Raw genomic sequence first — 23,391 nt, 5'->3', positions numbered from 1 at the left:
TGCCTATGATTCATTAAACAATTTTGCTTTCAGTTGAACATACCGGGTTCTTCCAATTGGAATTACCTCTGCATTTTTCAACAACAGCTCATACTTACTACCCGAATTGATCATTATCTTTTCAATTTGATCAACAGCAACAATATAAGATTTATGCACCCTCTCGAAACCCGGAGGAAGCAGGTATTCCAGTTTTTCTAACGACTTATCATGTAATTCCTGCTTTCCATCTTTTAAATGTAGCTCCGTATAAATCCCAGCGCCCTTGATGTAGCGCAAATCTTTGGTGTCTATCATACAGATCGCCCCTCCTTTTTTCAGTGCCAGAAATTTAAGATTCCCACCTGCATGATGCTCCTGACTTGAGATTCTTAAAAATGCCTGTGCCAGTCGATTCTCATCAAAAGGTTTTGGCACAAAATCCAGCACACCATACTCAAATGCAGTGATCGCCTGTTCTGAGTGAGCTGAAAGGACTATGGTATGAAAAGACCTGGATACAACCGATGCTAATACAGAAAATCCATCTTCACCATTCAAATTCAGATCCAGCAACAAAACATCTACCGCCTGATTTGCTAAAAAAGACAGACCATCAGCAACATTATCTACACGATTTAGTCTTTCCAGTTTATCTGCGAGCAAAGATCTGGTCATCCGCTCAATCCTTGCGGCAATCCTGGTTTCATCTTCTATAATTAATATCTTCATTGTTATAGGTATATAGTAATGGTGGTCTTCCAACCTTTCTCCAATGCTTCAGAACCAAATGACCATGCATCGCCGTAACTTTCCATTAATCTTGCCTTGATGTATTGAAAACCCGTTCCAGATTTCTTTTTATCTTTAGCTTCCCTGTTTTCAGCGATTGTGAATAAGGTATACTGTTTATAATCCTTCCCCATTGTAAAATTAAGCTGAAAATGAATACTACCATCCGGCAGTGGTTTACTATGGGTAATCCCATTTTCAAGAATCGTATGCAGGATTGCAGCCGGAACTTTTTCTTTTGGATCAATTCCGGAATCCGACCATTGATACCTGATCTCTTTACGAAATTGCATCACTTTCAGGTGGACTTTACAGAGTTCTATTTCCTTTTCAATAGGGACTAAAGTCTCATCTGCCATCTCATTCAACAAATCGAATTCTTTGGAAAGTGCCTGAATAAACACCACTCCCTGCTTTGGCGACTCTTCAACCCAATCAATTAAAGAAGTCAGTGTATTTTTAATAAAATGTGGCTGAATGTTTTTCTTGAGCAATTCTGTTCTTAATCTTGCAGAAAGTAGTAAGGCAGACCTGTACTCATGCTCTGCATCTCTGCTGGTGATCGTATGCAAATAAAGCATACACAAAATGATGATATTAAAGCTGATAAATAAACTAAAATCATAATACAGGAGATAGACGATTAAAGCCGAAATCAGGAGACCGGCCATCACTATTTTCGAACCTTTTTCGCGGTAAAAGATAGCGGTGCCTACAATACCTACCGAAGCAATCCACATGGTTATACATAAATACTTGGCTGTAAGGTCATAATGACCATAATTAACACTATAAATACTTAGGAGCAAAAGGAACAATGCAGCCATCAACCATAACTTTCTTTTGAAATGAAACTGAATGCTGTAATACCAGGGAATCAACAAAGCAATAACAAATGTTAAAATGCCAATGATCTCGAGGCGCCAATAAAACTGATGGTATGGAATATTGATATATACCTTAATATATTCTACAAGCTGGAGTAGAAAAAAGAGGAAACACGTCACGGAAAATATAAGCACTGCATATTCCCTTTTTCGGCTATTGATAAAAATAAAGAAGTAATATACCGCAGCAATTAAAAATACTCCAGCAGTCATATTGAGGAAAGAGGCCACAATAAGCGGATCTTTAATCAGGTGATCATAAGGCCCAATTGACAGGAAAACCGGACGAAAGTCTGAGCTCAGATAAGCTTGTGAGGCTCTGATTGCGACCAGATGATTTCCTTTACCGGCCAGCGAGTCAGGAACCATAAAACAGGTACTTGAAGTTCCTGGAATTTCGGGCTGTCCGGCTTGCTTTATTGATCCATTTTTACCAATTTTCTGTCCATCCCAAAACACCTCGAAAGCACCAAAAGCATTCACTTGTAGTCCCAGATGACCATCAGAAACTGTATTATCCTGAATTTTAACCACAGCCCTGACCCAATACATCTGATCTGGAATACTTGATCGTTCTTTTGGCCAATTTTGGTCATTATAATCTGGAGAAGCCCATTCCTGATCATCTCCGGACTGATAAACCGGGTCTTCTACCAGGGCATATTTTGTTTGGTTACAGGAGCTAAAAGAGAGCAGAAGAACTAAAAATAATAACAACCGATTCATAAAGTAAAGTTAAACGGAAAATCGAGGAGAAAAATGCCATTCAAAAGGACATAGAGCAGTTCACATGTTTTGAGCCCAAATATATAATTCCACTTCCTAATCTTGTAGTCATAAATTAAACCAACATGAAACTACAGATATTTTTCTTCTTATTACTCAGCTGTTTTTTAAAGGTTACAGCACAACAACCGAATATTCAAAAAGTAGACACCTTAAAAGAAGTGGCCATTACTGTAGAAAAGGCAGGAGTCAGTCTTAAATTAGACAAGAAAATATTTGTGGTGGGCAAAGACCTGCTTTCTCAAAATGGTTCTGCGCATGAGCTCCTCAACAATCTCCCTTCTGTTGCGGTGAGTCCAACAGGGCAGGTTAGTTTAAGAGGAAACAGTGGTGTATTGATCCTTATCAATGGCCGTAAATCAGGTTTAACCCAAACCAATGCCCTGGATCAGATCCCGGCCAATCAGATTGACCGGATCGAAGTCATCACCAATCCTTCCGCACGTTATGACGCAGCTGGTGCAGCTGGAATCATTAACATCATCCTTAAAAAAAACAATAAGGCTGGTTTTAATGGTCAGGTAAAAATGGTTGCTGGCATTCCAAACGATCTCCGATTAAATCCCAGTCTAAATTACAAATCGGATAAAATCAATTTATTCTCCACTTTTGGTATAAGAAATACAGATTATGTGGGTAGGTACCGATCGGAACAAATCATCAACCGTCCGAATGAGTCTGTATCATCTTACCAGCAGCACAAGCATGAAAACCGCCATGACGATGGAAAACTTCTATATCTTGGCGCTGATTATTACCTGAATGAACACAATACCATAACGGCTGCCTTCTTTAAAAATGCAACGAAAGACCATGATAAAACCGATTTAACCTATGCTTTCAACAATCAGGGTATCGACAGCGTGTTAATCCGAAATGGGGAATCCAAAGAAAAAAGATCCTATAATCAGCTGGAATTCAATTATACCCGAATTTTTACTGTCCCAAACAAAAAGTTTAGTATAGACCTTCAATACGACTTTTGGAACAGTGAAAAGGACTGGGATCTGAACACCAGGAGTATCCTACCCTTGCAGTTTAATCTTCCAGGGATCAGGACCCGATCTGCCGGATCCAGTAAGGATTTTCTTTTACAGACAGACTTCGTTCAACCAGTGAATCAAAGTTCTGCCTTTGAGTTTGGTTTAAAAGTAGAAAACAGGACGGTCAGCAGTGATTATCTGGCTGAACAGCAACTCGATAACAAATGGATAATCCTGGATCAAATCGACAACAAACTGGACTACAAAGAACTGATTAGCAGCGGCTATGCGCAATTCAGCAGTAAATGGCAAAAATTCTCCTATTTACTTGGACTTAGAACGGAGTTAACTAAAGTCAACATTGAGGACCGGGATCAGCGTTTTGACCATGAAAAAAATTACAATCGTTTATTTCCAACTGTTCATCTGGGCTATCAATTTAAAGAGGCTGCAACCTTACAGCTGAGTTATAGTAAAAGAATCGACAGGCCTTCGTTGTATTTGTTATACCCTTTTAATGAAATTACAGATTTCAATGCCCAATACATGGGAAATCCAAACCTAAACCCTTCTTACGCCAATGTGTTTGAACTGGGCTTTTTAAGGCGTTGGCAAAAAGTCACCTTCAATCCATCTTTATATTATCAGTCTATTTCAAATCCCATTCAGGATTACACCTATTTACGTGGAGGAAATACCTTCATCACGACTCCCGTTAACATCAACCAGGAAAGCCGAAAAGGAATGGAACTTTCCCTACAGTACCAACCGATCTCCTCCTTACAACTAAGTGCAGAAATGAACCTTTATTCCTTTAAACAGGATGGATTTTATCTGGATCAGGATTTTGATTTTTCTGGAGAAATGCTGACTGGTCGCATGAGTATGCAAGTCAAACTGCCAATGCGATTTGCTTTTCAAGGACGTTATAATTTCATCGGCGCACAAAAAACTGCGCAAAGCAACACATCCGCGGTCCATACATTAGACCTTGGAATTAGTAAAAACTTGTTTAAAGATCGTGCAAGCCTGGTCCTTGATGGCAGCAATATCTTAAATTCCCGTCAATTTAGGACCAGCACTACTGGCAGTAATTATTTACTTCATCAAACCAACAATCCAAATGCAGGTCGTTATCGCATCAGTTTCATGTATAAGTTTAACAATAAGGAAGGACAGGCTGTCCGCCAGGCAAAAACCGGGAACAGAAATTAATGCGGATTAACACTTCACTGTTTTCTTCTTTTGTCCGATTTTCCCTTTATCTTTTATTTTCAAAATATAAGCCTCCGCATCAGGAACTTTACAGGAGGTACCATTCATATCCATCGTAACGACGCCCATATCACTTGCAACCTTAATTGCTTCAGCAGTTAAGGTTGTTACATAGGCACCTACCGAAATCACAAAGCCATTCATTTGATATTTTACACGGTTTGCGGCTGTTGGTATCTCCTTTTGAACTCTCTCCAGCAAGCCTTTTAATACCCGAACATCCAAGTCATCATCTGGAATCAATGCCACCAGATTACCTAGCGTTGCCCATCCTGCAGCAACAATATATTCTTTTTTATCATTGATCCAGTCCAGTGCCAATTCCCATCCAAAAGGGCTACCAGCAGCTACCCAGGGAACGGTATACTCACTAATATTATTAGAAAGCGCCTGTTCTACCCAAAGCTGTAAATCCGCTTTGGTCATCTTTTTATCATCGGCAATTAAACCCGCAAGGTACATGGCATCGGCATTGCCAGTGGCATAAAGGTCTTTTGCCAGCTGATAATCCATTTTTAGCTTTTTCTGTATGGGCTTCATGTCTCCTACCCGAACGCCAAAAAACGGCTCCTTTACGCCATGTTTTAATAAAATATTTTTGATTTGTTCTGAGCCTTTAGCTTTCAACTCCTCCATAATTTCATCTACAGTCATACGGATATGTTTTTCGGTTATTTGATTTCTTAGTTCTTTTCTACGAATTTAAAGATAAATTCTATTCAAAGCTCAGCGCAATCATAGAATGATTATATTGGCCTTACGCTAAAATGCCTCATCATGCTGGAAAATTTACCCATTTACCTACCTATTTTCTTTATTTTAACCACCCTTTTAACATTCGGGTTGTTTCAATGGGTGTTAAGCGGATCCCATGATGGCACCATTCAGAAAAGAGCTGGTCTCATTACCATTTCACTATCCATATGGCTTACCCTTCAGGCCATTTTAGCTTTGAATAACATTTATAACAGCGATACCCTTAGTATTCCTCCAAAAATAATGTTGTTTGGGATTCTACCGATGTTACTCACTATTGTATTCTTATTTGTAAGTGCCAAGGGCAGAAACTTCATGGATAGTCTGCCTTTAAATAGGCTAACTCATCTAAATATTGTGCGCATTCCTGTTGAAATTGGACTTTATCTTTTATTTTTAAATAAGGTAGTTCCAGAAATCATGACATTTGAAGGCAGAAACTTTGACATTTTCGCTGGAATTACTGCTCCTATAATGGCCTGGTATGGACTAAAGGAAGGAAAGTTAAGATCCTGGGGCCTGTTGATCTGGAATTTCATTTGTCTGGCGCTCCTGATTAATATCGTATTTATTGCGCTGTTCTCTGCCCTTTCGCCTTTTCAAAAGTTCTCATTTGAACAGCCAAATATTGCTTTGCCCAATTTCCCATTTGTTTGGCTTCCCACTTTTATCGTTCCCATTGTCTTATTTGGTCATCTGGTTTCCATCCGACAGTTGATCCAAAAAATCAGGACCTAAATCCTCTGTCTCTATGGATAGAATTTAAGATTCCTTAACCGCTAGTGATAAGATATGCACCGCTTCTTCCAGTTCCTGTGTACTCAAATTTCCAAAACCCAACCTCATTGCGGTAAAATTCTCTGTCTGATACAACAATTCCTGAGGCAAATGCAAGTTTCTTTTCAAACAATTTTTACTAATCCTCATCAGGTTGAGTTGAGGATTCCATTTTGTCCAGACCGATAATCCGCCGGGTGGCGAAGCAAAGCTCAGCTCTTCTCCAAGTTCCTTTTGCAGGAGACCGGTAAACACGTCTCTCCTTTCCTGATAAATTTTCACAGCCTTTTTAAGGTGTCGCTGGATTTCTTTTTCTTCCAACAATTCTGCGAGCGCCTGTTCCATTAACATGTCACCTTGCCGGTCTACCAATCTGCGGAATTTCGCCATTTCAGAAATCAGGTTTTCGGGAGCGATCAGGTATCCTGATCTAAAACCTGGTGCCAGCGACTTACAGAAAGAACCTATATATACAACCATCCCATTGGTATCTGCACTTGCCAGGGGCAATACTGAATTTCCATTATAGTGAAAATCGTAGTCGTAATCATCTTCAAGGATGATAAAACCGTGCTGTTGAGCCAATTGTAACAACTCCACCCTTCTTTCCGCACTAAGGGTAACGGTAGTTGGATAATGGTGATGTGGAGTTAAATACAACATCCTTATTTTCTTCGTTTTACAAAGTTCCCGGATCGCTTCTACCGATATCCCCTCTGCATCCACTGGTACAGAGATGATCTTCCCTCCAGATTGCTGAAAGCACATATTGGCAAGATAGTAGCTTAAGTCGCCTACAATCACCAAATCACCCGGCTCGATCAACATACTCGAAGCCATATAAATACTCATATGAATACCTCTGGTTGTCAGGATGTTGTTTTTATTGTTATGTAAACCTCTGGTATTGTTGAGGTATTGGGCCAGAGTTTCTCTAAAATATTCATTGCCTTCTACATGAGAATAGCCAAAATGCTTGTAATTGGTTTTACTTTTTAAAATTCCGCCGTAAACTTTCGACAACCTTTCGAGTGGTAAAAGCCTGATATCGGGCAAGCCGTCATTAAATTCGAGTCTGGACGAAGCTGCTACAGGAAGTACGTCTAAAAGAATGCTTTTTTTAAAACGATAGCCGGTTTCTGAAGGATAGCTGGTCAGGAATTTTTCATCGTAAGTTTGTAATTCGGTATGCTCTTGTGGCCCTTTACTACTTACAAAAGTCCCTTTATTGGGTCTGATTTCTGTCCAGCCCTGGGCATCCAGCTCATCATAAGCTGCAATTATGGTCTTCCGGTGGACTTCCAGATCAATGGCCAGACTTCTTGTCCCGGGTAACTGTACCCCAGGTAAAAGCACCCCACGCTGGATGGCATTGATCATTTGATGTGCGATCTGAAGGTATACCGGACGATCTAATAAACGATCGATACGGATTACACTTTGAAAGGGAATTTGAACCGGACTACTCATAAACTTAAAACTGGTACCTATTAACTATCCGGCAAGGTAATACTTTTGGCAAAACAAATGAAATCAATGGAACTAGAAGAATTGCTGCAACAGATAGTGAACAATGATGAAGTGCATGCGCGTTTCCTCAACACCCTCTCCTTACAGGAAAATATAGGGGCTAGAAAGATCTCTGCCAACGAACAGCCGGAAACATCGACTTACATGGTCTTAAAACATGCGGCCGAAGAACACCGTCATGCTTTCTATTTGAAAAAACAAATTTCCCGTTTAAATGCAGCGGCCTGCCCTACTTATGAACCGGACTACCTGTTGGCGCCATATAGCAGCAAATACTATTTAAACAAACTGGATTTGCTGACCAGTCGTTATTTAAAAAACACCTTGCAACTCCATGGGTCTTCGTTAAAATTTGCCGCCTACTTATTGGTTACTTATGCCATTGAAGTACGTGCAGACGAAATTTATCCCGTTTATCAAGATGTTTTAAGTAAAAACAACAGTAAAGTGAGTGTTCGTTCTATCATTTTAGAAGAACAGGGCCATTTGGAGGAAATGATTGTACAGCTTAAAACTTTCTCTCCTGCATGGGAGGATCATGCGAAAGAAATCATTGCCATAGAAAGCCGGCTTTACCACAACTGGATAGCTGATCTTTCCAATACCATATCTGCTTAACCCAACCTTCCTATCGACAACCAACAAAACAAGATATCAAATGATTAATACAACCATACGAAATGACTGGTCTATCCAGGAAATAGAAAACATTTATCACCAGCCTTTATTGGAACTGGTTTACCAGGCTGCAACTGTGCACAGGGAATACCATAAGGCTGGCGAGGTCCAGGTTTGCACCCTACTTTCAGTAAAAACAGGCGGATGTCCTGAAGATTGTTCTTACTGCGGTCAGGCAGCCAGATACCATACTGGAATTACGGTAAAGGCCTTGATGGACAAAGATGATGTAGTAGCCATTGCACAAAGAGCTAAAGATGCAGGTTCTTCCCGTTTCTGTATGGCTGCAGCATGGCGTGAAGTGCGCGACAACCGTGATTTTGATAAAATCATTGAAATGGTAAAAGGCGTGAATGAAATTGGCCTGGAAGTTTGCTGTACTTTAGGAATGATCAATGAAGCACAGGCTGAAAGGTTACAGGAAGCAGGATTACATGCCTACAACCATAACCTGGATACCTCAAAAGAGTATTATCAGGAGATCATCAATACCAGAACATACGACGACCGTTTATCTACCTTGAAGAATGTTCGAAAAGCAGGAATTTCTGTGTGTTCAGGTGGAATTATCGGCCTTGGAGAGACACATGAGGATAGAATTCGTATGCTTCATACCTTATCTAACCTGGAACAACATCCAGAATCTGTACCTGTAAATGCACTAGCCAGGGTAAAAGGAACGCCTCTAGCGGATTTACCAAAAGTTGATACCTGGGAAATGGTGAGAATGATTGCGACTGCCAGAATTTTAATGCCAAAATCGATGGTGAGATTGAGCGCAGGGCGTGCCGAAATGACTACAGAAGAGCAAAGCTGGTGTTTCATGGCCGGTGCAAATTCTATTTTCACGAGCGAAAGTGAGGAAATGTTGGTGACACCGAATCCTAAACTAGACGACGACCGTAAAATGTTTGAATTGTTAGGTTTAACACCGATGCAAAAAGACAGAGCTACTGCGGTTAAAGCATAATACCTCCAGGGGAGCGGGTTTTTCCTGCTCTCTTTTTTTCAAAATCTCAAATTTCCATTAAAACAGAGGTGTCTTTTCTGTTCAAGAGGGTGCTGGAAAACCACTGAGCTGTTGCTTTAGTTTTTTGCGAACTGGTGTTTTGAACACTTGTTTTGCAGTCGCTTTTTTATGTTGATTTATTTTATTGGTTTTTTCTCTGATTTCAGCTGGTTTCTCCAGAGTTTCTTCCTCGACATTTTCGGGTTCAATGGATTTTATATTCAAAGATCCAGCATATACACTGTCTGAAATCTCAGTTGCATCTTCATTGATAAAGGAAATGTATGCCTCCATGCGGCTATTTGCGAGATTCGGATCGATAGCAACGACCTCCTTACCCACATGACGTCTGGATCCACTTAATACATAAGTAGAAACATCCGCGTCAGGAAAGTGAATAAGTAACATTGCCCGATCGTTTCTATTCAACCAAGGTAGGTCTGCCGGAACTTCCCAATTAAATTCGACACCATCTTCATGTTGCGAAATTTCCGTTTTTCCTGCTTTTAACAAACTTCCCATGCTGACCATAGCTTTGCTATAATCCATATTAAGGTTTGGATACTCACCTTTTACCGCGTGTTTTTTATTATAAGAAACCGCTGCATTGTAGAAATTTTGATCTGTTCCTGCAGTAATTAGCCTAAAGCCATTCCTGATAAAGGTCATGTTTGACCTTAAAAAAGAGTTTACAACAGTCATTTTCTGGCAGTTTGCTTTCCTTGCAGGGGTCAGCTTCTTGGTACTATGTCCAATTAACCTGATCACAGGCTTACCATTTAACATATAACCGACCAGATTGCCTACCCGCCCACTAAATCCTCCAAACAGCCCATTATTTAACTTACCCATAAGCGCGTTTTTTAATTGATATTCAAGATTTTGTATTTGTAAGATACGGAATGATTTCGATATGAGTATAGGCAAATAATAAATTTAATTCATATTATTTAGGTCTTTAATTTATATTTATTAGGTCATTTAGACCTAATAATGACCTATCAACTACCTATTTGATATCTATTAATGACTTATTATATTATTTAGAACAGCATATGTATCCCCAGTGAAGGAACTAATTAACTTATGGAAAGTTTAAAAAATAAATATGAATTCTGTTCTTTTTTTACATGCCTGGTTTATTTTTTCTTAATTTTAAGAAGGAAAACAAAAAACTGACTATCAAAGAGATAATCACAAAAAACAAGGTTTAAAGAGTGGTGATTCTGGTTAATTACGATAATTTTATGTTTAGATAATTGTTTTTTAATATTTTTTTCTATCTTTGCAATCCCGAAACAAGGGAACATAAATGATTCCGTAGCTCAGCTGGTAGAGCATTACACTTTTAATGTAGTGGTCCTGGGTTCGAATCCCAGCGGGATCACCAGATTCAAAATCAAAACGTACAAAAGGCTGTTAATCGCATGATTAACGGCCTTTTTACTTTTATGTGGGTACCAAAACTTGCACCGATTCTCATAAAAAATTGAGCGATTCGGTGAGTCATTTGGAAAATTCGCCCTACTCACCGAATGCCACATATTCAACTAGTGAACAGGCAGTTACAAACCGAACATCTTGTAAGCGTTAAACTGCAAAGCTATTTTTGTTTCACCCTTAATCATTAAATGATGAAAACGAACTTCAGCCTGCTTTTTTATCTGAAAAAGCAAAAGAACTACATCAGCGGCAACACCCCTATTTACATGAGAATTACGGTTGATGGTAAACGCGCAGAAATCGCGACCAGCAGGGATTGTACCCCAAGCCGTTGGAGTAAGCGATCCAGCCGATTGATCGAAACTAAAGAAGATGTGAAAATGCTTAATTCCAATTTAGATCAACTGCAAAATTCCGTTTATCAGGCACATCAGGAGTTGGTTAGTTTTGGTATCGGGATAACTTCTGAGGCTATTAAATGCCGGTATCTAGGTAAAATGGATGGCTCACACACTTTGCTAGAGGCTGTCAAAGATCAAAACGAAAAGATGCAGTCTCTCGTTGGTAAAGGTTACGTACAAGGCACATTTAACCGTTATAAGGTCTTAGAAAAACACCTATCAGCGTTTATCTTTTCCAAATACGAGCTGGATGATATAGACATAAAAAGAGTAGAACTTTCAGCAGGGTACACTAGCCAGACAGCATGCGGAAATCGAAAGTTTAAAAAGTATGCTGATAGATGACTGAACCATTTCCTTCTTTTCAAAATCTTAGTCCTTTCTGTACCCACCTCACAAAAACCTTGTGGTGTTATGGGTTAGCGTGTTTTTATTGTCATACAAGTCTTGGAAGGATTTCATATCCATTTCCAAAAACAAAGGTTGAGTTAGAGGTCCGGTTAAAATCACTAAATGATGAATTTAGTTACGTTCCATCAATAATTGGGACTAACATTCATTACAACAGCAGATTCAAAGAGTCCAAATTAAATTATGAGAGACTAAAATTTAGCCCCTCATAATTTATTAGACTTAGAATTCGTCAACAATTTCGACCATTGCTTTTGCAAATGGACTCTTATCTATTTGCATTTGCAATACCCTTCTAAAGTTATTTAATTCACGCTGCTCAATAACCTCCTGTAGCTTAGTTCTACCTTGAAATCCTTTTTGAAGAATCATTTCAATTGCATCATCAACACCCGTTAAAGTGCTAGGCATGTCATACATTACAGCATGAGGTGCATTGCTGGCATCTAATTGAAACCATGCAGGATGTTTTCTGAACTTAGTTTGCACAGCGTCTTCAACAAAGCCATGTTTCTTATAAAACTGCGACGCTTTTTCCCTTATCATTCCATGAAGATCACCCGGAATAATGACTTTCAATTTGAAATCCGTGAAACGAACGCCATTGTACTCAAGAACAGGGTTATTTTGTACTCCATCTACAAGTCCAGCGATAAAATTTTTGTAATAACCTATTGCTAGTGCTGTTGTAGGATATAGGCTTAAATGACCTAATCTATAGTGTTCTGCTATCTTACTTTCAAAAGCTCTACAGCCTGCCTCAATACTCTCCTCATCTCCAGTTTTAAAACGAGGCATATATATTCCATTGAAGTCAGAAGGTAATTTAATATCTTCTTCAACCAGTAGAAATGATTTATCCTTACCTAATGCTCCCAGAAAAAGTGCCATTTCTAAAATGACATTATCTCTCGGCTCAATAACGATTTTATCATTAGTAAGAGTAGCATCATCAGCAGTGGCTACAAATACACCAAAATCAAAAAAACTGGCCATTCGTAACAAATTATCAAATGTACTTTTGTTAGGCTCCCACACACCTTCATCTTGCCATAAAAAACAATGACCCACATTAGATAGACATGCTTTAACTTTTTCAGCTACTTTGTAACCACCTTTAGAAGATCCTATAAAAATTTTCGGCTTTAAATCAGTCATATTAATAAGTCAAAATATTACGTTTAACAATCAAACTATTTCTCAAATCATTATCAGAATCTTTTATTAAATCATCCAGATCCTCTTTTAAACGAATTAGATCTGGAACAATTCCAATTTTATCCAATGGCTTTTCCATTCCATTTGAACTTTTAATCGAACATCGATAGGCTGAATCATTTATAAGTTTCTCCATCTCAATTGAAATCGCCTTTGCAATATTTGGATCATTGCCAGCATAATAGTTTAACGATATATCATTGATGCTATAAACTACAGTCGTCAATTGAAAGCTTTTAAGGGTTTTAAGCTCTGTGTCACAGTCAGCTTTCAATGTTTTAAGTAATCTAACCCCACGTCTAAAACCGTCATTTGTAGAATCTCCTTTATAATTGAGATTCTTTAGTGTCGCAAATGGATAGTCAAGAAGTTTAGCTTCTTTCGGAAAATCAAAAAGATAAATTCCCTTATAATATTCATTATTTGTTTCGTTGTATTTATCTGATTTATACCAGAAACAAGGGACAATATCTACTTTACGTCCTAAATTTTGATTAACTATGCTAATACTTTTATCCCCTGTATTATCAACGATATCATATTGCCTTTTCAGAACATCAACGGCTTGTTTTCTTAGATCCTTAATATCAGAATTTGGATCTGACTCAGTATAAGGTACTAATGGTTGACCTTGTAGATAGAAGTAACGGTCAATTACGGTTAGCAAATCAATATCACTATGAACTTTAATATTGGTACCCGCCATTACCGATCCCTGAGTCTTATAAGCTCTCTTAAAATGTACGTTTAGATCTCTTTCCAGATGTTTTTGTACATTAGTCGCAGCGGTTATAGTTTTTGCGTTATACTTGCTATCAATGGGCTGCATTGATTCCACCATATATCTGATGTTCTCAGGCAAATCAGAAGTAGTGAATGATTTAGATAATGCTGATTCATTTAAATCTTTGTCAAATCTTCGGTTTTGAAGATTTTGTAATCTTTTTTGGTAGTTTAATTCTGCCATAGTATTGAATTATATTATTACTTTTTTCTCCATTCTATCACGTGATAAGAGAATACATCCGGCACCAGGAGTATTACAAGACCGTTATTTAATAATATTTTGAACTATCAAAACTATTTTTACCTTTGCGGCAGTCATACAGATATTGTATTAGTTAGCTGATTAGCCTCCTGATACTAAAATACAATAGGTAAAGCCTGCATCCATCGGCAAATTTCTGCAGGCTCACCAGATTTATTTAAGCAATAAGATAGCCAGAAGGTATTTCTGTCAGTTTATTTGATCCACCTATTATAGATGCTAAAAATTGGAATAAAAGTTGTTGTTTTAAGAAAAGACATGAATCTTAAACATAAATCGGGTTTCATCTCGGATATTGAGGAATTTGATGCCCATTTATGAAATAGAAAGAAATTAACGTTTTTTTTAATTGAAAAATATTCTACAGTTAATATGTCATGACACGCAATCTTCAACCTATGTCAGTGACATAGATTATATAATGACACCACACTTAAGATGACTCGCAGAAATTCACACTAAAAAACATCGCTTCCGTAGAAGACATCTTGATTTGATTTTTTTCAATCAAAAAATAAAAATACTTTCTAAGTATTGAATATAATCAATTGAAAAAAAAGAACAAGTAAAAGATCACAAGCTGGAAAGTCAAGAGCATTCACATGCGCAGCATAAAAAATAATCTAAAATCCTGTCAATAACCTGGATTTTCTGGCTCTCCCTCCATCTTCAAAACTACATAATCCATATAAATACAGATATGAAACGTATCTTACGGAGAAACTATACTGGAAATACCCCGTTTGGTTATAATTTAGAATGAAATAAAGGATGAAGTATTTAGCACATGTGGAAGATTCATTAGGTAGTGAAATGATCTCCATCTACGATGTTCATGCCGGAATGAACTCAAAGAACCCTGGCATATGGGAAAAACGGGAATACTATTCGTTATGGTACCTTACTCCGATGATTGCCAAAGTAAGTTCAACAAAAATTACTCCTCATTTTGCTTTTAAAGTTGGAGCAGGAGGTAATGAGAACTCTGGTGGTGGCGAAAGTCTGGAACACGATTTATCAAAAAAAACGGTCTTTGATCTAAAAAAGCTGCTTATAAGAATGTGGGGTAAAGAGGATTATTTGATTTTCTCAGAGGTGAAAATTGAATATCGTCTTGAAAATGGAAAATACATACCTGATTTGTATGCTAGAATAGCAAAGGAGAATAAATTTGACTACGCTGTAGGTTCTTACTTAGCAATAGAGCTACACTGGAAAAACAAAGTTCATAGATCAAAACAGGAGTATTACCGCGTAAAGAATATTGCGGCCATTGAAATCAATCTGAATAAAGCGATTAAGTACACAAATGACCTTTACAAATTACAGACTCAAATCACTCGATTCTTTGAAATGTCACAACCTGCCATGTCACTACATAATCCCAATTTCCGTAAGTACTTCAATGAAAGAAAAAAAGAAATCGCGGAAACAGAACGGGAATTAAGGGAAAGAGATGAAGCACTTTCAAAAACAAAGGCTATTCTACAGCAACAAGAAGAAGAAAATAAAAAAACACCCCCCTTGTTAATACCATTTACAATGACTCAACAGAAAATATTTTCAAATAGACAGATAGTACCGATTGTCCCTAAAAGATTAAGTGTAATGCAAAAGATTCGCATATTTTTTTTTGGGAAGACGCAAGATCAATAATCATAAAAATTTTCTTGGAGTCAGTGAATCTTTAAGATAATTACAATAAATTAACTCTACCTAACCTCAACTTGTTGTTGTTGTTGTTGTTGTGCAGTTATAGGGATTTCCATATTGACTTTTTGCATAATTTCATATATTTCAATCTCTGCTTTTATAATTTCGAACGTAACCACGAAAGCATAGGGTACTTCTTTTTGAAGGTTATCTTCCCATCCCTTGTGACCAATGACAGCGAATGATAGTTCTGAAGGTAATTGATATGATTTTAGTATAGTCCAATCTTTTTGATTAGCACTTCCCTGACGCTTTACATCTTTTATTTTACCCCATTTCGAATTGCTCCAAATTGCCCAGCGTATTGACGATGGGTCCTCAGGCTCCTCTATTTCATCATCTTGCTCAACATCTTCAAGTTCTTTTAAAACATCATTTTGGAAAGCTGTAGAACTTTGTCCTAACTTGCTAGATTCCCAAGTTATCCAGGCAGACAAATAGGATTTTAAATACTTACGTGTCCTCCTTGGTTCCGCAGTAAAGCAAAGAGATACTTCGATCAGTATATCATATGCTTCGCCTTGCTTTCTTAGCTCTTCTGGTATTTTAACTGAGAATATTTTAGCCTTTTTAGGGGCAATCTTACCTACTTCAGTAAAGGTAATCCGATGGGGAGTATTATCAATAGCACGATCGAGGTTTGGTATACCATACCCGAAATATTGTAAATGCCGTATCTCGGGTTTAGCCCAAATAATTTCGGGTAATCTAGCAGACTGAATGAGCAAAGCCTTATGAAATAATACACTTTCTTTAGGAAAAAGTTTTTCAAGTGAAGCCAAAATATGAGCTACTTTTGGGGCACAAAAAGATATTCCGATGTCAACATTACCAACCCCATACATACCAGTTTTCACTAGTTCAGGGGTAGTTGAAGAGTGAAGGGTTAAGTTGTTGCCCGCCCTTTCTTTAATCCAATCACCCCCATACTCTACCAGTTCTGGTTTAATTGCGCCCCACATCCCAAGACCAGATCTAGAAAATGACGAGGGGTAATCTTTTTTACCAAAAGAGATTCGATCAGGATCCGAAAACTCGTCAATGCATGCTGATCCCACTGTAATGGCAAATAAACTTTGTGCTGGATCTGCAATCCTAGATGACTTTTCTAACAAATAACTTGGATAAGTTCTTCCTGCGCTTAGGTGATTTTTAATTCCGGGACTATTTACTCGTAAACTTTCTCCTTCAAGATTGCCTGCTGATACCACAAATATCTTTTCTTGATGGTGAGAGATAGAATCTAAAGCCGAAGCCCATTGAGACATATGCTTGATCCTACAAGGTCCCCATGCATTAATTGAGAGGTTAAAGATATTTATATCCGAGTAATGATCCGCAATTTCACACATAAGCGCTGGTTGAAATAGTGAACTAGACATTGCTTTATCAGCGTTCAATACCCTCGCATTAGCAAGGAAAAATGGTGCTTGAAAATTTCCTGTTCGCGGAATAATACCACCATATAAGATTGCTCCAGCCACCTTCGTGCCATGGCCACCATTTGGAACTGTGTCTGTAGTAGTAGTAGTAGTTTCATTAGGCACAAAGTTTATAGATCGATCCAGCAGCATTGCAGGGGCAATCAATAGATGGTGTTCTTGGATCCCACTATCAATAACACATATTTTTGGGCTACCAATTTCAGGAGCCACAATATTAATATCGAGTTCTCCATAGTCTTCATGTATAAGCACATTATTATCAACTTCAATGTGTTCTGCTATCTCAAAGACATATTGATAATTTAGTATAATATCTTTCAAGGCAAGTCCACTAAGTTCAGCTCTAAAGCCAAAACTATCTGGAAACTCCACAAAACTTCCAAGTATACTACCTCCACCCAATTCGATAAACGTCTGTACCTGATCCTGCCTCTCCATCATCAACCTCTCTCGCTCTGCATCAATAAGTAAGGATCCATCATACCAACGCGCTAAACTCTTCTTAAAAGATTTGTCATTACCCCCAGCTTTTTTAGACGGCTGTACAGACTTCTTGATATAGCAGGCAATAGAAATATCGACTATAATAATCTCAGCATCTACAATACCCGAATGCCACTTAATACATAAATCTTCTGAAAGAATGTATTCTGGCCTCCATTGATTACCCTGAATGATTTCCCATATTTGTGCGGTTCCCTGATTTTCTGAATTTTTAAATTTTTCGATTTTATCGCGTAGAGAGGTAAATTGATCGACGCTGGCTCCAAGAATAAAGCCTGCTCCTTCTTCAGCGATAATCTCCACCCCAAACCCCTTCAGACCTTCAATATTAAATCCATTAGGATCCACTTTGATCAAGATCGGAACTATTGATTCGTTAGGCAGATCTGGTAAACCTTGTTCTCGTCTCCATACTATAATATCCTGATTGAAGCTTTGAACATTGTCAACCATACTCTGTAATAGAGAGCCATGTGCTTCACGATTTTTTAAGTTTTGAAGAGTTCTATAACTTTTGGCAGCTCCAGGAAATCCTTTAAATTTATAGCTCCCATCTAAGATAGACTTTAACGGTAGATGCGGAAATTTAGCCATAAGGAGCGTTATTTGTAACTATTTATAATAGTGTCTATTTTCTTCTAGTGAATTCATCAAATCAAATTGTTCAATACTGCTTCTTCCTGCTATAACCGCCAACTTAGCTGCATCATTAGCAATTTTGACTATAAGAGCGCTTGAATATCCATCCAACTCTACAGCAAATTTGTCCCAAGAAATTGTTTTCGAAGCTTTAATAGATGCTAATGTAGATTTCAAAATCTTAGCTATTTCATATCTTCCTGGCTTGGGTATTTCAATAATATCGTCAAAGCGTCGGAACAAAGCCTTATCTAGGGTCCCTTCTAGATTTGTTGTTGCTATAATTATTCCCTGACCATTATAATCCTCCAAAACATTCAATAAGATATTTACCACCCGATGCATTTCGCCGACATCCTGCTTTCCCTCTCTGGATTTGGCAATAAAGTCAAATTCATCTAAAAGCAGTACACAAGGATAATTCTCAACCGCGGTAAAAATGTTCGTAAGATTTGTTGCTGATTCTCCTAAATAGGAAGATATAATTGCTTCAAATCTTACTTTCAAGAATGGCAACCCAATGTTCCAAGCAATTCTTTCTGCAGTCATACTCTTTCCACAGCCAGGGCCACCATATAACAAAATTCTTTTCCTTGGTTTTAAGCCAAAATGGGCTAAACGTTCCCTAGCGACAAATTCCTTTTCTATACGGCTAATTTTAGCTTCAATTTCCGATGATAAAATCATTTCATGACGTAGTTCATCACGTTTTAATTCAACTGCAAGAGGTACATTATTTCTTTTATCGAGAGGGATTGATATATTAGATCCAAATATGCTATTCAGTTCCCCTTTAAGTGACTGTGTGGAATGAATATTCCGTTTCAGTATCGAATCAAGCCTATCAGCCAGCTTATTGTGCCCCTTTTGGCGTTCAGAATCAATAATTACCCCAGCAACTTTTATGATGTCATCTGCTGCATCACCTTCTATAGTTCTGAAAAGACGTAACATTAAATCCTGATTCATTTATTTTTAGTTTATTGACTATTGCCGACTAAAATACACATAATACAATTTAAACCAGATCAATCTCTCAGATTTATTAAGTTAATTTCGAGACTTAAGTGTTGTATAGTTGAGATTATTTGATCAAGAATTGGAGTTTAATCAATTTAATTAGTATAAAGCACGGCCATCTTAATATAAATAATTAATCTAGTTACAACAAAAGAGCCCTGACAAATCTACGCTGATTTGTCATATCCGAAAAAAGAAGTTAGAAGGCTATCAGCTTATCTAATATTTTACCCTTTAAAGATTATATTTACATTACAGCATTTGCAGCAAAAACGTACAAAATAAATGGTGAGCGATTCGGTGAGTCGAATTTAAAAACCGTACTAAATACTATTTAAAGGCTGATCTTTGGGCTAGGTTCGAATCCCAGCGGGATCACAAACAAAAGCATCAAAAAGACTTAAATCCTTACAAATCAAATGATTGTAAGTCTTTTGTCTGTTGTAACTTTAAATTTCTTCTTCACAATGCTTCTCAGCTTTGCTTTTCGCATGATTCTGGCAACCCTTGGCCTGGAAATCCTAATCGCTTTTTTACGGAGCTCCAAGGTAATTCTGAGACTGCCATATATCTTTTTGCTGTTTTCAAAATCCTGTAACACCTCAGCTTCAATCATTTGATTTTCAATACTTCTATTCGATGGACTACTGATGGTCCATTTGTAAAATCCAGCTCTACTTACTCTAAATACTGAACACATCTTCCCAACTAAAAATATCTTGCTATGATTCTTTATGAACCTGAATATTTGTTGTCGCCCTTGGAGAAGATGCTGATAGCCTTTTTTAACATGTCACGCTCCATCTGTGTTTCTCGTAATTCTTTCTTCAGTAGAGCTAGTTCTTGCTCAGCTGCGCTGAGAATAACTTTACCGTTCCCAGGAAAGCCACTACCTTGTTTACTCGAAAATTCTTTCCGCCAGCGGTACAACAACGCAGGACTAACATCTAGTTCTTTGGCAAGGGCACTCAGATTTGTGCGGGTGTTACTCAGTTCAAAACTTATCATCTTGAACTCTTTAGGGTATGCTTTTCTTTCTCTTGACATAATTTCTGTTAAGTTATCAAATTCCCTTAACTTGGTGTCCACTCAAATGTAGCGACTCCAAAACCTTATTAAACAAAGATACGAGTGGAACATTTAACACACTCCGTTACGAAAACAATCAATTAACCACTACTAAATGTAAATAGACATGAAAAAGAAAATCATATTTTTTGGAGTTTTATTTTTAATACTCAACTATGCACAGGCACAGCAGACAAAAACCTTCGATCCAAAAAGAGATCTTGATCTAGTTCGAATGGATAAGTTTGTTGGTACATGGGAGTGGAAATCTAAAAACACGACTTATACTTTGATCTTAAAAAAATGGAAAGCAGGTGATAACTTCTATGTGATCGCTGGTTGGTATCGTTTTATTAAGGATGGTAAAATAGTAGTTGATCAATTAGACAATTCTAATAGCATAAAACATGCTGGTTTGACAGGAACACTTACAAAAGAGAACGATTCGCTGAATTTTTCATTTAAAGATCTGACCCGAAAAGAATTAAGGCATGGTACTTTAAATTTCGTGAATGAGAATCCGGGTAAAATACTTTTCAAACTAAAAAGTGAAAAAAGGCGCCAATCCCTTAGCGAACTTGGCACTAAATCTGGAAAGCTTAGTGCTGAAAAGGTCCCTCATGATCTTAACATTATCTTGAATAAAGTTGAATAGCATAGGGTAAAAATTAACTAGACCTTACCACTCTTGTTTAAAAACCAGGAACTCTCAGCTTATTCAGTAAAGAAATGGCTTTCTCCAGTATTTCGGGTTTTTGCTTTTATTTTATGGGCTGTAAAATCTCCTGACCTACTTTTGTCATCCCTCCATTTTAGATTTGTCTTATTAATTGATCACCATCTAAAAAAATAAACCATGAATACAAGCACCACACAAGTCATCAGCCGAACAGAATTACTGGCACATTGGCAAGGACACCGCAATTTAACCCGAAGAACCATTGAGGCCTTTCCGGAAAAGGATCTTTTCGAATATTCTATTGGAGATATGCGTACTTTCTCCGGAATGTTCATGGAACTTTTAGGCATTGGTACCCCAGGAATATAGGAAATTGCTACCGAGAAGAACAATTGCTGAAATTATGGGATGAGGCAACGGAAAAGATCAATACCTATTGGGAACAGATTCCTGAAGAAAGATTCGGAGAACAGATTACCATCTTTGGCAGATACCAGGGAACGGTTTGGTCTTCTATTTTTTACTTTATTGATAATGAAATCCACCACCCTGGGGAACGTGGGTCTGGATGAAAATGAAGAAAATTCTATTACATATTTTAAACACGGAAATCCCCGCGCAGAGAAAAAAGCCGCCGATGAAATAGCCAAGGATATCGGAAAGTAGTTCAATTTAAAAAGGATGCTGGCTTTACTAAAACGACACTCCAAAAAGGGCAATTTCTTATTGGAGGCGGCCTCATTTCTTATATAGCCGAAAAAGGGGAAAAACTAAAAGCTCCAAATGGTGAAGAGGATGCCCGACTGCGGGTTATTTACGCTAACGGCACGGAAAGCAACATTTTACTGAGGTCTCTTATCCGCGCAATGTATAAAGATGAAACCAGCAGGTTTATCACTGAAAATAATGCCGGACCTCTCTTTTCCGGTGAAAATAGTGAAGATGATCTCGAAAGTGGTACAATATATATACTTCGTAGTTTATCGGATCATCCTCTCTTTAAAGAAAACCAGGAAATTGTTCATAAAATAGGTGTGACTGGTGGCGATGTTAAAGAGCGCATTGCCAATGCAAAATTTGACCCGACTTTTCTGATGATAGCATTTGCAGCTAAAACGAATTACAAAAAAGGTGCGTCATTCGGGGAGTCATTAAGGTCAATGGCGACCTCAGTTCTCTTTTATCTGATGCCAATGCTGTTTACAAAACTCCTAGAGGATGTCATCTGGCGGACAGTTTGAAAACTGTTACTCATCAAAAGTCCCAGATTCTGATTCAAATCACTTAAAAAAGCATATCAACAGTTATGATGCTCGAAATACTTTATGAGAATTATTCATGTAACTTAATTACTTTTATACATATCAGAAAATAACCATCGGCCTTTACAATTGATCAAACAGTCTCGAAACAACTGGTGACTAATTTGGTGTCCATATTGAAATGACGATTAAATATTATTCATACTTCACTTATTTAGTGAACCTTAAATCAGTGTATTATTATCCAAGCGGGATCACGAAAGGCGCAAGAAATTGCGCCTTTCGTGTTTAAAAAGCGTTTTTCAAAAAACAATAATGGATCAAGTAGAATTCTGGGCGATTAAATTATTTCTTTGATAATTAATTCAGGTTAATACCGAACAATAAACCAAACCAAGGTTTACTTTGGTAGATCCAATCTTTTCTATTCTTATCCATCAAAAAGTCTGCTCCAAAGGCTAGCCCAATATTGAATTTTTTCGCATCATAAATACCCGCTACACCACTGTTGAAGACAAAGCCATCATACTCATAATCAATCTTTTGTCGGGTAACAAAGGGATTCATAGTCACTGATCCAATCCCGATGAATGCCCCATATCCATAACCGACTCCACTGAATTTCAGTTTTGAGGAATGGTTAGATCTGAGCCTTCTTACGCTATAATTATCCCTGCGCCGGCCAAAATACAAAGCAGCACTAAAGTTCGGATTCAGTTGCCCGGGAAAACCTCTCACCGAAGGCCTGACTTTAAATGGTATGGTTAAAATATCAATATCAAAGGTATACCTGAACATCGTCAGTTCTTTATTGTCTTTCAGTGTAACTTTTAAGGGTTTCAACCTGGTATCCTGTGGAAAAACACTTAAAATGCTATCGTATTGCATGACGTCTGCAATGATCTTTTTCCCTGATAAGTGCTGTACCAATCCGCTGTCCAGAATTGAATATTTTTTTGTCAATATAAAATAGGTATCAGCCGGCAGTTGAGTGATTGTATGTACACTTTTGCAACTGAAACAGCAAAGAATTGCCGGCACCCCTCCCAAAACATAAATTAATTTCATTTTATTTCCGTTATTTTTTT

22 protein-coding genes and 1 tRNA gene are annotated in these 23,391 nt (G+C 37.7%); 11 read left to right on the top strand and 12 right to left on the bottom strand.

The annotated features are described in order from the left end of the window. Positions 1-3 precede the first annotated feature (3 nt). Positions 4-711, bottom strand: a complete 708-nt coding sequence (locus tag R2Q94_RS04820) for a LytTR family DNA-binding domain-containing protein (protein WP_316820310.1) — start codon at positions 709-711, stop codon at positions 4-6. A 2-nt stretch (positions 712-713) separates the two neighbouring features. Then, entirely contained in the window at positions 714-2,384 is a 1,671-nt protein-coding gene (locus R2Q94_RS04815) for a histidine kinase (protein WP_316820309.1), read from the bottom strand. A 125-nt stretch (positions 2,385-2,509) separates the two neighbouring features. On the opposite strand from R2Q94_RS04815, the gene R2Q94_RS04810 reads away from it, so the two are divergent. Next, the gene (locus R2Q94_RS04810; RefSeq protein ID WP_316820308.1) at positions 2,510-4,642 is read left to right on the top strand and encodes an outer membrane beta-barrel family protein; all 2,133 of its coding nucleotides are present in this window, start codon (positions 2,510-2,512) and stop codon (positions 4,640-4,642) included. A gap of 6 nt (positions 4,643-4,648) precedes the next feature. Here R2Q94_RS04810 and R2Q94_RS04805 read toward each other — a convergent pair whose 3' ends face one another. After that, positions 4,649-5,356, bottom strand: coding sequence for a DNA alkylation repair protein (locus R2Q94_RS04805; protein WP_316820307.1), 708 nt, complete (start codon positions 5,354-5,356; stop codon positions 4,649-4,651). Positions 5,357-5,479: 123 nt separating this feature from the next. On the opposite strand from R2Q94_RS04805, the gene R2Q94_RS04800 reads away from it, so the two are divergent. After that, positions 5,480-6,196 (top strand): hypothetical protein, encoded by a 717-nt coding sequence (locus tag R2Q94_RS04800; RefSeq protein WP_316820306.1) that lies wholly within the window; start codon positions 5,480-5,482, stop codon positions 6,194-6,196. A gap of 24 nt (positions 6,197-6,220) precedes the next feature. On the opposite strand, the gene R2Q94_RS04795 is transcribed toward R2Q94_RS04800, so the two are convergent. Next, positions 6,221-7,705, bottom strand: a complete 1,485-nt coding sequence (locus tag R2Q94_RS04795; protein ID WP_316820305.1) for a PLP-dependent aminotransferase family protein — start codon at positions 7,703-7,705, stop codon at positions 6,221-6,223. A 66-nt stretch (positions 7,706-7,771) separates the two neighbouring features. Here R2Q94_RS04795 and R2Q94_RS04790 point away from each other — a divergent pair, with 66 nt between their 5' ends. Then, positions 7,772-8,383, top strand: a complete 612-nt coding sequence (locus R2Q94_RS04790) for a hypothetical protein (RefSeq protein ID WP_316820304.1) — start codon at positions 7,772-7,774, stop codon at positions 8,381-8,383. A gap of 40 nt (positions 8,384-8,423) precedes the next feature. Next, positions 8,424-9,413 carry a biotin synthase BioB gene (gene bioB / locus R2Q94_RS04785; RefSeq protein WP_316820303.1) on the top strand — a complete coding sequence of 330 codons (990 nt, stop codon included), beginning with the start codon at positions 8,424-8,426 and terminating at the stop codon, positions 9,411-9,413. Between the two features lie 81 nt (positions 9,414-9,494). Here the strand turns inward: bioB and R2Q94_RS04780 are convergent, their stop codons facing one another. Then, entirely contained in the window at positions 9,495-10,304 is an 810-nt protein-coding gene (locus R2Q94_RS04780; protein ID WP_316820302.1) for a DUF6266 family protein, read from the bottom strand. A 462-nt stretch (positions 10,305-10,766) separates the two neighbouring features. Between R2Q94_RS04780 and R2Q94_RS04775 the strand changes: the two genes are divergently transcribed. Together R2Q94_RS04775 and R2Q94_RS04770 are read left to right on the top strand one after the other, a co-directional pair. Beyond that, a tRNA-Lys gene (locus R2Q94_RS04775) sits at positions 10,767-10,842 on the top strand. 244 nt (positions 10,843-11,086) lie between these two features. Further along, positions 11,087-11,641, top strand: coding sequence for an Arm DNA-binding domain-containing protein (locus tag R2Q94_RS04770; RefSeq protein WP_316820301.1), 555 nt, complete (start codon positions 11,087-11,089; stop codon positions 11,639-11,641). 288 nt (positions 11,642-11,929) lie between these two features. On the opposite strand, the gene R2Q94_RS04765 is transcribed toward R2Q94_RS04770, so the two are convergent. Both R2Q94_RS04765 and R2Q94_RS04760 read right to left on the bottom strand, forming a co-directional pair. Then, positions 11,930-12,865, bottom strand: a complete 936-nt coding sequence (locus R2Q94_RS04765; RefSeq protein ID WP_316820300.1) for an STING domain-containing protein — start codon at positions 12,863-12,865, stop codon at positions 11,930-11,932. A 1-nt stretch (position 12,866) separates the two neighbouring features. Next, on the bottom strand, positions 12,867-13,892 hold the full coding sequence (locus R2Q94_RS04760) for a hypothetical protein (RefSeq protein WP_316820299.1): 1,026 nt from the start codon (positions 13,890-13,892) through the stop codon (positions 12,867-12,869). 852 nt (positions 13,893-14,744) lie between these two features. Between R2Q94_RS04760 and R2Q94_RS04755 the strand changes: the two genes are divergently transcribed. Further along, positions 14,745-15,629, top strand: coding sequence for a hypothetical protein (locus R2Q94_RS04755; RefSeq protein WP_316820298.1), 885 nt, complete (start codon positions 14,745-14,747; stop codon positions 15,627-15,629). Positions 15,630-15,685: 56 nt separating this feature from the next. Here the strand turns inward: R2Q94_RS04755 and R2Q94_RS04750 are convergent, their stop codons facing one another. From R2Q94_RS04750 to R2Q94_RS04735, 4 genes are all read right to left on the bottom strand, one after another. Beyond that, on the bottom strand, positions 15,686-18,229 hold the full coding sequence (locus tag R2Q94_RS04750; protein ID WP_316820297.1) for a S8 family peptidase: 2,544 nt from the start codon (positions 18,227-18,229) through the stop codon (positions 15,686-15,688). An 18-nt stretch (positions 18,230-18,247) separates the two neighbouring features. Further along, positions 18,248-19,243, bottom strand: a complete 996-nt coding sequence (locus R2Q94_RS04745; protein WP_316820296.1) for an ATP-binding protein — start codon at positions 19,241-19,243, stop codon at positions 18,248-18,250. 466 nt (positions 19,244-19,709) lie between these two features. Further along, positions 19,710-19,994: an IS3 family transposase gene (locus tag R2Q94_RS04740; RefSeq protein WP_316820295.1), complete on the bottom strand. Its 285-nt coding sequence runs from the start codon at positions 19,992-19,994 to the stop codon at positions 19,710-19,712. A 32-nt stretch (positions 19,995-20,026) separates the two neighbouring features. Beyond that, on the bottom strand, positions 20,027-20,341 hold the full coding sequence (locus tag R2Q94_RS04735; RefSeq protein WP_316820294.1) for a transposase: 315 nt from the start codon (positions 20,339-20,341) through the stop codon (positions 20,027-20,029). Between the two features lie 148 nt (positions 20,342-20,489). Between R2Q94_RS04735 and R2Q94_RS04730 the strand changes: the two genes are divergently transcribed. The 4 genes from R2Q94_RS04730 (at position 20,490) to R2Q94_RS04715 (ending at position 22,282) form a co-directional block, all read left to right on the top strand. Further along, positions 20,490-21,017, top strand: coding sequence for a DUF6705 family protein (locus tag R2Q94_RS04730; protein WP_316820293.1), 528 nt, complete (start codon positions 20,490-20,492; stop codon positions 21,015-21,017). 201 nt (positions 21,018-21,218) lie between these two features. Beyond that, positions 21,219-21,410 carry a hypothetical protein gene (locus R2Q94_RS04725; RefSeq protein WP_316820292.1) on the top strand — a complete coding sequence of 64 codons (192 nt, stop codon included), beginning with the start codon at positions 21,219-21,221 and terminating at the stop codon, positions 21,408-21,410. 23 nt (positions 21,411-21,433) lie between these two features. Next, positions 21,434-21,613, top strand: a complete 180-nt coding sequence (locus R2Q94_RS04720) for a hypothetical protein (RefSeq protein ID WP_316820291.1) — start codon at positions 21,434-21,436, stop codon at positions 21,611-21,613. A gap of 294 nt (positions 21,614-21,907) precedes the next feature. Next, a complete protein-coding gene (locus R2Q94_RS04715; protein ID WP_316820290.1) occupies positions 21,908-22,282 on the top strand; it encodes a hypothetical protein in 375 nt (124 codons plus the stop codon). Between the two features lie 381 nt (positions 22,283-22,663). Here the strand turns inward: R2Q94_RS04715 and R2Q94_RS04710 are convergent, their stop codons facing one another. Then, positions 22,664-23,371 (bottom strand): hypothetical protein, encoded by a 708-nt coding sequence (locus R2Q94_RS04710; RefSeq protein WP_316820289.1) that lies wholly within the window; start codon positions 23,369-23,371, stop codon positions 22,664-22,666. Between the last annotated feature and the right edge of the window lie 20 nt (positions 23,372-23,391).

Origin of the sequence: Pedobacter gandavensis, from assembly GCF_032678465.1 — a bacterium.
GTDB lineage: Bacteria > Bacteroidota > Bacteroidia > Sphingobacteriales > Sphingobacteriaceae > Pedobacter > Pedobacter gandavensis_B.
The sequence above is the reverse complement of the archived record's forward strand: the minus strand, read 5'-3'. Positions and strand labels throughout refer to the sequence as shown.

Coding starts and splice junctions, on each gene's coding strand:
- R2Q94_RS04745 (WP_316820296.1), bottom strand. CDS start 19,243: ATGAATCAGGATTTAATGTTACGTCTTTTCAGAACTATAGAAGGTGAT.
- R2Q94_RS04765 (WP_316820300.1), bottom strand. CDS start 12,865: ATGACTGATTTAAAGCCGAAAATTTTTATAGGATCTTCTAAAGGTGGT.
- R2Q94_RS04755 (WP_316820298.1), top strand. CDS start 14,745: ATGAAGTATTTAGCACATGTGGAAGATTCATTAGGTAGTGAAATGATC.
- R2Q94_RS04790 (WP_316820304.1), top strand. CDS start 7,772: ATGGAACTAGAAGAATTGCTGCAACAGATAGTGAACAATGATGAAGTG.
- R2Q94_RS04735 (WP_316820294.1), bottom strand. CDS start 20,341: ATGTCAAGAGAAAGAAAAGCATACCCTAAAGAGTTCAAGATGATAAGT.
- R2Q94_RS04770 (WP_316820301.1), top strand. CDS start 11,087: ATGAAAACGAACTTCAGCCTGCTTTTTTATCTGAAAAAGCAAAAGAAC.
- R2Q94_RS04780 (WP_316820302.1), bottom strand. CDS start 10,304: ATGGGTAAGTTAAATAATGGGCTGTTTGGAGGATTTAGTGGGCGGGTA.
- R2Q94_RS04730 (WP_316820293.1), top strand. CDS start 20,490: ATGAAAAAGAAAATCATATTTTTTGGAGTTTTATTTTTAATACTCAAC.
- R2Q94_RS04725 (WP_316820292.1), top strand. CDS start 21,219: ATGAATACAAGCACCACACAAGTCATCAGCCGAACAGAATTACTGGCA.
- R2Q94_RS04740 (WP_316820295.1), bottom strand. CDS start 19,994: ATGTGTTCAGTATTTAGAGTAAGTAGAGCTGGATTTTACAAATGGACC.
- R2Q94_RS04815 (WP_316820309.1), bottom strand. CDS start 2,384: ATGAATCGGTTGTTATTATTTTTAGTTCTTCTGCTCTCTTTTAGCTCC.
- R2Q94_RS04715 (WP_316820290.1), top strand. CDS start 21,908: ATGTATAAAGATGAAACCAGCAGGTTTATCACTGAAAATAATGCCGGA.
- R2Q94_RS04750 (WP_316820297.1), bottom strand. CDS start 18,229: ATGGCTAAATTTCCGCATCTACCGTTAAAGTCTATCTTAGATGGGAGC.
- R2Q94_RS04805 (WP_316820307.1), bottom strand. CDS start 5,356: ATGACTGTAGATGAAATTATGGAGGAGTTGAAAGCTAAAGGCTCAGAA.
- R2Q94_RS04810 (WP_316820308.1), top strand. CDS start 2,510: ATGAAACTACAGATATTTTTCTTCTTATTACTCAGCTGTTTTTTAAAG.
- R2Q94_RS04795 (WP_316820305.1), bottom strand. CDS start 7,705: ATGAGTAGTCCGGTTCAAATTCCCTTTCAAAGTGTAATCCGTATCGAT.
- R2Q94_RS04800 (WP_316820306.1), top strand. CDS start 5,480: ATGCTGGAAAATTTACCCATTTACCTACCTATTTTCTTTATTTTAACC.
- R2Q94_RS04760 (WP_316820299.1), bottom strand. CDS start 13,892: ATGGCAGAATTAAACTACCAAAAAAGATTACAAAATCTTCAAAACCGA.
- bioB (WP_316820303.1), top strand. CDS start 8,424: ATGATTAATACAACCATACGAAATGACTGGTCTATCCAGGAAATAGAA.
- R2Q94_RS04820 (WP_316820310.1), bottom strand. CDS start 711: ATGAAGATATTAATTATAGAAGATGAAACCAGGATTGCCGCAAGGATT.
- R2Q94_RS04710 (WP_316820289.1), bottom strand. CDS start 23,371: ATGAAATTAATTTATGTTTTGGGAGGGGTGCCGGCAATTCTTTGCTGT.